This is a genomic window from Streptomyces sp. NPDC023541 (assembly GCF_055559995.1).
Map to the genome: position 1 here is coordinate 25622 of NZ_JBVHJO010000030.1, position 10125 is coordinate 35746.

The window sequence follows — 10125 nt, forward strand, 5'->3', positions numbered from 1 at the left end:
GCCCGACGCCACCACCAAGCGCCCCAGGGCCGTCCACCGATCTACGGGAAGGCTTCGCAAGCCCGGGTGGAGACAGATGTGACGGCCCTGGTGCTCGAACAGCCCGCCCGGTTCTCATCCGGCCGGACCGCTCTTGACCACGGTTAGGGTGGTCTGATGTTCGATCGCTTGGAGATCAGGGTGTTGCCGCCGGGACCCCGGTTCGCGGCTCAGGTGGGGTTGTGGGTCAACGGCGAGGACATCGTCGAAGAGGCAGTCGACGAGGGCGGCCGCGGCCCGTACGCCGCCGATGTGCTGCCGGCGGGGCGGCCCAGCCCTCTCCGGGCCACCGGAGAGGCCCGACGCCTGGAGCTGGGGGAACCCGAGTGCACCGGCGGGTGCTGCGGCTTCCTGACCCTGGTCGTGCAGCGGTTTGGGGAGATCGTGCAGTGGTCGGACTGGGAGGTCCCATGGGCGCCGCACACCCCCGCGCCGTACCCCCCGCCGGAGCTCCACTTCGACGCGGGTCAATACGACGCCGAAGTGGCTCGTGCTGAGGCGGACCGCTGGTGGCAGGTGTACTCGTAGGCCCAGTTCTGCGCGGCCTTGCTCGGCTGCGGGCTCTTACCGGCCCCGAGTCCTCGTCAACGGGAATGCCTCAAGCAGACTCAGGCGCAGTCGGCGACCGCCGGGTCGACTTCGACGCCGCGGTGCGGCTCGGGTTCCTCTCCCCGATCGGCACGGTGGAGATCGACTGCGAGTCCCAGCGGAAGCGGCCCGCCCGGCGCGACGTGCGAAGGGTTCGGTTAGATTCACCCGTATGAACGTCACCCCTATGAACTCATCGGCCCAGGTGTACGACACGGAGTTTCGGGTGCGGGGGCTGCGCGAACAGGGCTGGGGCCGTGGTCTGATGGCCGTGGCCGTACTCATCTGGCTGTGGCTGGGGTACTTGCTCGTGTTCCCCTTCAGCGTCGACGGCCACCGCGGTGCTGTCGAGTGCAAGTCCCGCGCCTTCCACGAGACCGGATACCTCCGCGAGTCATACCTCGTGGACGAGGGCGACACCTGCGACGGCGCGCGCGACTGGGGCCCGATCACCGCCGGCCTGCTGCTCTCTCTCCCCTTTGCCATCGGAGGTGCCGGCCTGTTCGTGTCGGGTACCGCGGCGGTCCGCACCGCCGCGTACGCCGCAGACATCGCCCGCCTGAACATCGACGAGTAGTCCTGGGCCCCGTCCGGCTAGGCCGGGGTATGTGCCGAGGAGTTCAGAGTCCGGTCGCCGTTGTCTACCGAGCCTCACCGACCCGGTAGAGGCGGTCGCCCGTGCCGTCCGGGTGCGCGGCTGTTGCCCCTCCACTACGCCTCGATCTCAGTGTCGAGCTGCGCACCGGCGATCGCCGGTGCGTCAGCGGCAGCAGGTGCCGGTCCATCAGATCGTCCAGGGCGTGCCGGACCGCGGTCCGCTACGGCCCCTCCGGCAGGGCGTGGCGCGCTGTGTCCAACGCGCGGGCGATCGTGGCCTGGCCGACGTCGACGAGCTGCCGGTACGCCGACCCACCCCGCTCCAGCCTCGCGGACGCCTCCCAGCCGCTCGACGGCAGGCAGGGCGTCCCCGCTGTTCCGGCCCAGCGCAAGGCCCGCCGCGAGTACGAGAATCGGGTCAGCGCACTCACACCCTGACCATGATCAATCTCAGCGCCAACCGAAACACATCGGCCGCGCCGACGGCAGACCGGTAGGTGCGTTCGCTGGTGTGCGCGCTCTGCCCTGGGTCCGGCGGTCAGCGGTAGTAGGGCTCGACCGCGGCCCGTACCTCGTCGAGCAGCGCGGGGCCGTCCTGTGGCACGGGCGGTCGGCTGCTGCCAGGCCTGATGTCCAGGAGCTGTTCGTTGGACAGGGCGAACACCACTCGCCGCAGTCCTGCCCAGTGGATGACGGCCTCGCACATCCCGCAAGGCTGGCAGCTGGTGTACATGGTGGTGCCTGCCGCCGCCTGAGCGTCGAGTTCTCTTGCGGCCCATCTCGCCAATTTGAGTTCCGGGTGTGCAGTGACGTCATTGTCGGTGAGGGTGGTGTTGTGCTCCTCGGCCAGGATCGTCCCGTTCGGTCCTGCCAGCAGAGAACCAAAAGGCGGGTTGCCGCTCGCGCGTGCCTTGGCCGCGAGAGAGATGGCCTGGCGGAGGAAGGTGTGGTCGTCGGGCGTGGTCATGACTGCTCCCTCATGGTGCGGGGTGGGGTGTTGGGCGGGAGAAGGTGCGCGGCCACGGTGGCGAGGGCCTGCCAGGCCGCCTGCGGGTGACATGTCGCGTCGGGGTCGCCCTGGTAGGTGTCGAGGACGACGGACTTGGCGCCCAGCAGTCGCAGTTGGTCGAGGTCGTCCATGATCTGGTCGATGGTGCCCTCACCGGCGAGCCGTCCCGCTCCGTCGACCGGTTCCTTGGTGAGTCGCAGGGCGATGCGGGGAGCCAGGGCGGGCAAAGGCAGGTGTTGCTCGTCCGCGTACGTCTGCAGCCTGCCTGCGGCTTCGCGCAGCCACGGCAGGGTGGGGCGCAGCGGATGCCATGCGTCTGCGAGTCGTACGGCCCGGCGCAGCCCCGCGTCGCTGTTGCCGCCGACCCACACCGGGATCCGGCGGTCTCCGTATGCGGCGGTGTCCTTCCAGGCGGCCCGGATGTCCCGCAGGTGGCTGTCGGTCAGCCATCCGCGCTGTGAGAACGGGATGCCGAGGGCGGTGAACTCCTGCCGCGCCCAACCCACTCCCATGCCGAGGACCAGCCGGCCGCCGCTCAGCTCATTCAGATTGGCCGCCATTCGAGCGGTGAGAAGCGGGTACCGGTAGGGAGCGATGAGGACTGTCGTGCCGAGCCGGATACGGGTGGTGAGGCCGGCCAGCCAGGACAAGGTGGTGAAGGGCTCGTAGAAGGGTGCCGGGTAGCGCTCGGCGACATCCGGCGTAATGGCTATGTGATCCGAGATCATCAGCAGGTCGAAGCCCAGGTCCTCCACGGTGTGGGCCCAGCTTCGCAACACTCCGGGGTCAGTGCCCGGACCGAAATTGGGGACGTTCACTCCGATCTTCATAGGCCAAACCCTAGGCAGGGTGTACGGGTCGAATGAAGGGGTTCCCGCCTGTTCAGAGGCGGTTCAGCCGTGGATCCGCCGGTAGAATCGGCGTATGACGGAGAGTCTCGACGTGACGGACTGGGCGATCCTCACAGAAGTCCAACGGGACGGCCGGATCCCGTTCACCGAGCTGGCACGACGGGTGAACCTGAGCGCGTCGGCGACCAAGGAGCGGGTGCGCCGACTCGAGGAGGCCGAGGTGATCACGGGGTACCGTGCGGAGGTGAACCCGGAGCGGACCGGTTACCCCGTGATGGCGGTGGTCCGGCTCAAGTACCCGGGGCCGGGAACCCGGCACCAGCCGCTGCGCCGACTGCTGGAGGAGCGCCCGGAGATCCTGGAGTGCCTGCGCACCACCGGAGACGACTGCTACGTCATGAAGGTGGCGGCCACGTCGATGGGCCACTTGGAGGCGATCGTCGACGAGCTGGCCGAGTTCGGGAGCACCACCACCAACCTCGTCCTCAGCCGTACGCTCCCCTTGCGCGGCCCGGGGGTGCCTCGAGGTAGCACCGCCCAGTAGGCGCTGACGTTGCGCGGAGGTTACCCCATCGCCGGGCCCGGCCGGCGCCCGATCAACTGGCCCTCATCCGCTGTCACAGGGCGAGGGGAGCGATCTCGGCGGCGAGCGCGGCCACGTCGCGGGCCTGCGTCTAGAACTTGCTCGCGTACTCGGCGCTGATCGCCGGAAGAACCTTCTCGAACCCCGCCCGCGGATTGGCCCGTTACTTCCAGATCGGATAGCGAAAGGGTGGCCGGTGGCGACACCTGGAACAGGGGTGTTCACTGCGCCGGTCGCCCAGGCCGACGCTGATGTCCGTGCACCAGATACTGCCGACTCCAGCCGCAGACCCGTATGGTTTACTCATCAGTAACTTAACTGGCTCGGGTGAAACCCCGGTGACTTTCGTCCTGGTCCACGGCTCGGGCAGCAACGCGTACGGATGGTCCCCCGTGGTGGCAGAACTCGGTATGCGCGGGCAGCGGGCGGTCGCGGTCGACCTGCCCGGCCACGGCCCCGGCGCGTACTTCCCGCACTCGTACCAGGCGCCGCAGGACCTGGAGCCGCTGCGCACAGAGCCTTCCCCCATCGCCGGGACGACCCTGGCTGACTGCGCCGCACACGTGGCCTCGGTGGTGCGGTGGGCGCACGGCAACGGCCCGGTGGTCCTGGCCGGCCAGAGCCTGGGCGGCGTCACCCTGAACGCGGTGGCCGACCTCGTACCCGACCTGATCTCCCACCTGGTATACGTCTCGGCCCTGTGCCCGGCGAAACGGGCCTCGGTAAGCGAGCTGATGGCAACCCCAGAGGCAGCCACGAGCTACATATTCACGATGACTCCCGTTCCGACCCCGCCGGAGCTGGGTGTCACCCGGGTCAACTGGCGGAGCAACGACCCGGCGTTCTTCCAGCTCGCCAAGGAGGCAATGGCCGCCGACTACTCCGACACCGAGGTCCGGACGATGCTCAACATCCTCGAACCGGACGAGTCGGCCGCGATCGGGGCCTGCGACGGCCGAGGCCTGCCATACAAGTGGGGCCGCATCCCGCGCACGTTCGTGCGGTTCACCAAGGACCGTACGCTCCCACCAGCGCTCCAGGACCTGATGATCCGGGAGGCTGACGAGATCACCCCGGGCAACCCCTTCCGCGTACGGTCGCTGGCGGCTCCGCACATCGGCCCCCGCGACCCGGCACTGCTCGCGGACGAACTGGAGCAGGTGGCTCGACTCAGCCCTTGAACCCGGACAGCAGGCGGGTCTAGCAGGCCCGCCGCCCGCCCCGACCGGCCATCAGCGGACAACTCACCCGTGCGGGCAGCCGGATTCACCGCAGAAACGAGCCTTCGCCCTACGCCTCTTCAGCGGTCGAGGTGGGTACCCAGAAGCTCTGGGGGCGGTGGGGGTCGCATCGCCATCCGGCTGGGTAGAAGCGGGCGGGCTGACCGCACCTCGGGTTTCCGGTCTCGCACGCACCTTGGTGCAGGGGAGAAGCGGCCTGCAATCCTGTGCTGGTCACAGGTACGGGGGCATCGTCGTGAGCTTGTGGGCTGGGCGCCAGCTCCACCCTTGGCGATGGGATCAGCTTGGCGATCGTAATGGCGAGTTCCACGCCGGCGAGGCCGCGCGGCTTCAGGGCGGCGCTGGGTTTCCAGGTGTCCTCCCCGAATCGGCACGTTGTGTCCGCTTCCCTGCCCGAGTAGTGGATCTCGTCGTCCAGCATTTCGGCTTCGGTGAGGTCAGGGCTGTCCACGCTGCGGTAGTCGGCCCACTTGTTTCGGTCCTTTCGGGGGACCCACAGGTGGCTGCCCGCGCGGGCGTCTTTGCGGGAGGGCACGAAGAGGGGTGCGATGTGACCGATGGCGGCACCGATCAGGGTGCGGCCGACGGTGACACTGGCGACGTCGCCGTCGAAGCTGGTCCACCCGGAGGCTTCATCGTCCATGCGGCGGGGAGTGTCCCACTGCAGGTGTACCTTGCCGCACCCTGTCTTGACCTTGCCGTCCGGGCAGGGACGTTGGGCGGCGGCGACGCAGTGCCATTCGGCGAGGACGCGGTATCCGCCGACCAGGGCCAGGTCGGCGGCGTGGCTGATCTCCCGCCAGGTGACCTGGTTGGTCAGCATCCAGTTGGACCGGTCGACCAGGTGGAACGTGTCGTCGTGAGTGATCCAGTTCGGGTTGAGCCCAGCCGCGGCGTGGGCCTTGGACCGGCGCAGCACACTGCCGGCGCTGGCGTTGTAGTACTGCGCCTCACAGCCCAGATCCAGACCGCCGGCCCCGACGATGGTCACGTCGGGACGCGAGGACCGCAGCTTGGTGGACTTCTCCACACGGAATTCGAGACCAGCCGCCTGTGCGGTACGGGCCAGGAAGTCCTTCATGGCCTTGTGCCGGTCACTCTCCTCGGCCGTCATCTCATGGACGGTCGGAAGGTGTGCCGCGCGCAGCCGGAGAGCGCCATCGGGACCTCGGTGCTTGCGCACGTACATGAAGGGGCTCTTCACTCCGCTGAGCTCTGCCTTGCAGCGCTGCCCTTTGCTGCTCTCCACACAGACGAGCAGCTCCCGGTCCCGCTCAGCCACCGGCAGAAGCAGCTCCGTGATCACGTCGGGCGCGCTGATGCCCGCTCTCGCGAGGCCGAGGTCGTCCTTGTCTAGTTCGAGAATCTCGCCCAATCCGGAATGCCAAACGCCATTCGCCACAGATGTCCCCCACCCGGTAGCAATGCGAAGAAGGCCGCGTTTCCACGGTACGACGCATCACTGACGGCTGGACAGAGGCAGGTACGCGCGTACGGGCTCCCGGCGACCGAGCGCAAACGTGGCGACCCGAGGTGGCCGGCCTTCGCACGCCGCTACGGCTTCGACCCCCGCCGCCCTGTGCAGTGGGAGGTGGAAGCCGCGACGTCCTCGCGCAGCAGATCGTTCGCGAGCAGCAGCAGCGCCGGACATTGTCCGATTTCTTCGACGGATGGGGCACGGTCAGCGGACCCCGGGGTCTCGTGCGTCAGGCTCACGCCGTGACCTCGAGGTCAGGCTGTGCGGATGTGTTGCACCGCGGTTTCATCGAACTCGGCGGCCAGGGTGAGGTCCGGCGCGAACTCCGCCGGGGCAGCCAGACCAGGGACTCCGGCCGGTAGACAGGGGTACGCAGGAACGCGGCGATCGTGGCAGCGTCGCGGGGGCTGGAGAAGTGCAGCAGCGCCGACTCTGCCGGCCGCGTCAGTGTCGTCCTCCTTATCTCGCCCTCCCCGCCGGCCCCGACGATCTGCCCGTTCTCGTCGCGCCGGACAATGGACCTTGTGCTTCCCACTCGTCAGGGCGCGGGAGGCCAGCTGCTCGACGAGGCGGTCATCGTGACTGCGCAGGCCCTGGAGGACCGCTACAAGAGGGCGGAAACTGGCGCTGGCGACCATGTCGGTGGGGTCCTCGTCCGGCTCCAGGAAGACCGGCACGGTGATCCGGGCGATCTTCGTGGAGCCGTCCTTGTTGAGGCGGAGCGCGGCCGACGTTCTGGACGATCTCGACCTGGGAGCCGCGGGTGTCGGCGAAACAGATCGCCTCGACTCCCCGTTCGCCGGTGATGTCGACGCTTTCCCCGAGGACGCGGACTGAGGCGAGGAAGGCGCGGTGGACCCGGCGCCCGGCCCCGTCGATGTCGTTCGCGAACTGGCGCAGGACTTCGCGTCGCTGGGTGACGAGGTTGTCGCCGCACAGCCACGCCGACCAGACCCGGTCCGGCGGGACGTGGCGGCCGGCCCCCAGCTCGTACAACTCGGCTCGATCAACGACGCAAGGAGCTTCTTCGCGGCCGCGAGATCGGCGTCGGAGGCGTCGGTGATGTACAGCTCGGTGGCCGTCTCGGGCAGCTTGTCCGCGAACGCGGCCGTTTCCTCGACTTTCTGGGGGAAGGTCATGACCGTACGCAGGTTGTATGTAGTCCAAGGCGTCGTTGCCGAAGACCGAAGGTTCCCAGCCGGTAGCAGGAGTTCGCGTGACGGCGGGCGTCCAGGACCGCCTCGGAGCTCGGCGGGTCTCCCCAGTTGCCGTCGGGGCGGTCCCAGAAGTCTGTGGGCCGCTCTCCCAGGGCAGGATGCCCTCCGTCTCTTCGCCCGGCGGGTGCGGTGTCACCATGCCCGCTCCCACGCGCGCGGTGCCTGCCGCCGGAGAGCGAGCCGGCCGGTCAGGATGCGTGCGGGCTCGGGGCGGGGTTCGTGTTCGAGGCTGACGGCCACCAGGGCGCCACCGTGACCGCGTACGACGGTGCACCAGAGCACATTGGCCCAGGGGTGGAACTGCAGGACCTTGCGCGGGTGCCCGTAGTCCAGCGCCCAGTGGTCGCGGATGTCGTAGACGTGCTCGCCGGTCCGCGGGAAGCCATAGCCGGTGTCGAGCCGGAGGTGGAACGCGATGGCCTGCATCGCGGTCTCGACGCTGCTGTCGGCATGGCAGAGGGGATGGAACAGGGTCAGGACCGGCTGATGCGACTTGGTGGTGAAGTCGGTGTCGACGAGGATCTCGGGGAGGAACCCGGGGTCGGGCGGCGTCAGCCTGCGGCTCACCGGGCACCCCCACCCCTGGCCGTGGAGCCCTCAGTCACGACCGCACCGGTGCTGCTCTACGCCGCCGCGTCAGACGTGGAGAGGCCGTCGGGGTCCGCAGCGGCAGACGACTCCGCGCCGGTGGGGGCCGGGCGCTCTGCAAGTCCTCGGCACATCGCCTCGGTCGGCCGCCTGCGCGCCGGCAGTCCAGCCGGTGCCGCTGCTCTGCTGTGCTCCACCATCGTCTCCGCTTCGTTCCGTCGCCAGCACATGCATGGCGAAAACGCCCAACCACATCAGGACCATCACCGTGGAGAAGCCCCACGCCCGCCAGCTCACGAGTTCGTTCACCAGCCGCGCTCCGGAATGGCCAGCCCCAGGAACCAGCCGCCCTCGTGCAGCTGGCCGAGCACCTCTTCGTACTCCGTCAGGCCGCTGCTTACCTGCTCGTACCGGGGCGCCATCACACCGTCCGCGTAGCCCTCCCGCAGCACCCGCATGGCCAACTGCCAGCCCGGCCGGTCCGCAAGCGGCCAGGCGGAATCGGGAACGTCCTTGCACCACTCGTCCCGCACCAGCCAGTGCCGCGACGCCGCGGTGCACTCCAGGGCCTCGAACTGCGCGTCGGCATGCTGCGCCGGGACGCAGACGTAGCGGACGATCGTCGGCATCCGCCCGGCGCCGCGGATCCTGTCGTAGGCCTCCCGAAAGGCCTCAGCACGGACGCCTTCCAAGCGGGAGAGGAACTCCGAAGCCGCTCTGCCGCCGTTGTCGGTGGGGAGGGCGTCACCGTGGGCAGCCAGCCAGGACCAGTCCGAGCACCAGTTCGAGCATGTCGTCGGGCAATTGGAGAGCTTGTTCCGTGTCGGCCGGCTCGTCGGGGTCATGCTGTTCCGTTCGTCGGTGGTGGCAAGGGGTGGCCGGCTGCGCCGAAGTCCGGGGCGGCCGGGGCGCTCCCGTTCGGGGCGCGGCACCCTGCCCGCTCGATTGCCCAGTCATCGCGCGACGGCAGCAGCGCGGTACGCGGGGAGCGGCAGGGCCCGTGGGAGCCGTCTCCCGGAACGGGGGGGGGCACACGTTCCGGGAGACGGCCGTTCAGGACAAGTAGAGGAAGTACGTGAGAGTCAGCCACCCGATGACCGCCGCCGCGAACGTCAGGATGACGGCTGCCAGCCAGGGGGAGACACCGCTGCGTTCCAGGACGCCGACGGGGTGGCGGACCGCGTCGCGAAGGCGCGGCAACCGGCGGCCGGCGGGCCTTAAGCGGCTGGGGCGCGCCCTGACCCACATCAGGCGTCCGGCGCGCTGCGGCCCACCCGTCGACGGCTGAGTCCGGACCAACGGGCCCGTGCCTCCTCAGGAGTCCGGCGCTCGTCCGGATTCAGGGCTGCGGCCTCGAACTCGGGCAGCGGCAGACCGGCCACAGCGCGCTGCCAGGCCTGACCACCGGCCAGACGGTCGGGGAGGGGAGCGTTCGTCTGTTCGCGTAAGTCGTGCGGGTCGGTCTCGGACACGGGATCTCCTCCAGAAGCACGAAAATGGGAGTGAGGGGCGGCCTGTTCGGAACGGGCGAGGCCGGTGAGCGGCAGGACGCACCAGGCGGTCCGGCTGTCGAGCGCGTAGCCCCAGGTACCGCCCAGATCGGCCACGAACTGATCGACGAGCCAGAGGCCGCGCCCGCTCTCTGTCTTGTGGTCAGGTACGCCTGCCTCGGCGCTGTGGCCGTGGCCGCCGTCGCGGACGCAGAGCTGCAGCTCGGAGGGGGAGGAGAGGAGGGACAGGGCCACGGAGTGACTGCCGTGCCGGATTGCGTTCGTCACCAGCTCGCTCACGATGAGCCGGACGGGCTCCAGCAGGTCATCCAGTCCTTTGTGTCGGAGTCGATCAGTCACGGTGTTGCGCATGAGCCCCACCCAGCGGGCATCTGCGGTGGAGGGCTGGCCTCCAGCGACGGGGCCTTGCATCGACAGGGCGTAC

The 10125-nt window shown here is 69.2% G+C and carries 12 protein-coding genes and 1 pseudogene; 5 read left to right on the forward strand and 8 right to left on the reverse strand.

The window, feature by feature from the left end; all coding sequences use genetic code 11:
* The first annotated feature begins 156 nt into the window (after nt 1-156).
* The 3 genes from ACZ3X1_RS36195 (at nt 157) to ACZ3X1_RS36205 (ending at nt 1662) form a co-directional block, all read left to right on the forward strand.
* Complete coding sequence (locus tag ACZ3X1_RS36195) at nt 157-567, forward strand: hypothetical protein (protein WP_390080495.1); 411 nt, start codon at nt 157-159, stop codon at nt 565-567.
* Between the two features lie 232 nt (nt 568-799).
* Nucleotides 800-1204, forward strand: coding sequence for a hypothetical protein (locus ACZ3X1_RS36200; protein WP_351290515.1), 405 nt, complete (start codon nt 800-802; stop codon nt 1202-1204).
* Nucleotides 1205-1476: 272 nt separating this feature from the next.
* The gene (locus tag ACZ3X1_RS36205) at nt 1477-1662 is read left to right on the forward strand and encodes a hypothetical protein (protein ID WP_467283653.1); all 186 of its coding nucleotides are present in this window, start codon (nt 1477-1479) and stop codon (nt 1660-1662) included.
* A gap of 100 nt (nt 1663-1762) precedes the next feature.
* Here ACZ3X1_RS36205 and ACZ3X1_RS36210 read toward each other — a convergent pair whose 3' ends face one another.
* On the reverse strand, nt 1763-2191 hold the full coding sequence (locus tag ACZ3X1_RS36210) for a nucleoside deaminase (protein WP_467283655.1): 429 nt from the start codon (nt 2189-2191) through the stop codon (nt 1763-1765).
* Complete coding sequence (locus ACZ3X1_RS36215) at nt 2188-3063, reverse strand: TIGR03619 family F420-dependent LLM class oxidoreductase (RefSeq protein WP_467283658.1); 876 nt, start codon at nt 3061-3063, stop codon at nt 2188-2190. The genes ACZ3X1_RS36210 and ACZ3X1_RS36215 overlap by 4 nt, the downstream gene beginning before the upstream one ends.
* A 94-nt stretch (nt 3064-3157) precedes the next feature.
* On the opposite strand from ACZ3X1_RS36215, the gene ACZ3X1_RS36220 reads away from it, so the two are divergent.
* Both ACZ3X1_RS36220 and ACZ3X1_RS36225 read left to right on the forward strand, forming a co-directional pair.
* Nucleotides 3158-3628: an Lrp/AsnC family transcriptional regulator gene (locus ACZ3X1_RS36220; RefSeq protein ID WP_390080503.1), complete on the forward strand. Its 471-nt coding sequence runs from the start codon at nt 3158-3160 to the stop codon at nt 3626-3628.
* A gap of 377 nt (nt 3629-4005) precedes the next feature.
* A complete protein-coding gene (locus ACZ3X1_RS36225) occupies nt 4006-4848 on the forward strand; it encodes an alpha/beta fold hydrolase (RefSeq protein WP_467283661.1) in 843 nt (280 codons plus the stop codon).
* 109 nt (nt 4849-4957) lie between these two features.
* Here the strand turns inward: ACZ3X1_RS36225 and ACZ3X1_RS36230 are convergent, their stop codons facing one another.
* From ACZ3X1_RS36230 to ACZ3X1_RS36255, 6 genes and pseudogenes are all read right to left on the reverse strand, one after another.
* Nucleotides 4958-6283, reverse strand: coding sequence for a competence protein CoiA family protein (locus ACZ3X1_RS36230; RefSeq protein ID WP_390080507.1), 1326 nt, complete (start codon nt 6281-6283; stop codon nt 4958-4960).
* A 436-nt stretch (nt 6284-6719) separates the two neighbouring features.
* Nucleotides 6720-7542, reverse strand: a pseudogene (locus ACZ3X1_RS36235) (DEAD/DEAH box helicase); the annotation flags it as partial.
* A 192-nt stretch (nt 7543-7734) separates the two neighbouring features.
* On the reverse strand, nt 7735-8169 hold the full coding sequence (locus ACZ3X1_RS36240) for a hypothetical protein (RefSeq protein WP_467283664.1): 435 nt from the start codon (nt 8167-8169) through the stop codon (nt 7735-7737).
* 326 nt (nt 8170-8495) lie between these two features.
* On the reverse strand, nt 8496-9035 hold the full coding sequence (locus ACZ3X1_RS36245; protein ID WP_467283666.1) for a hypothetical protein: 540 nt from the start codon (nt 9033-9035) through the stop codon (nt 8496-8498).
* Nucleotides 9036-9243: 208 nt separating this feature from the next.
* A complete protein-coding gene (locus ACZ3X1_RS36250; protein WP_467283669.1) occupies nt 9244-9390 on the reverse strand; it encodes a hypothetical protein in 147 nt (48 codons plus the stop codon).
* A 47-nt stretch (nt 9391-9437) separates the two neighbouring features.
* Nucleotides 9438-10125: ATP-binding protein (locus ACZ3X1_RS36255; protein ID WP_467283671.1), on the reverse strand; the 688-nt coding region annotated here is incomplete at its 5' end.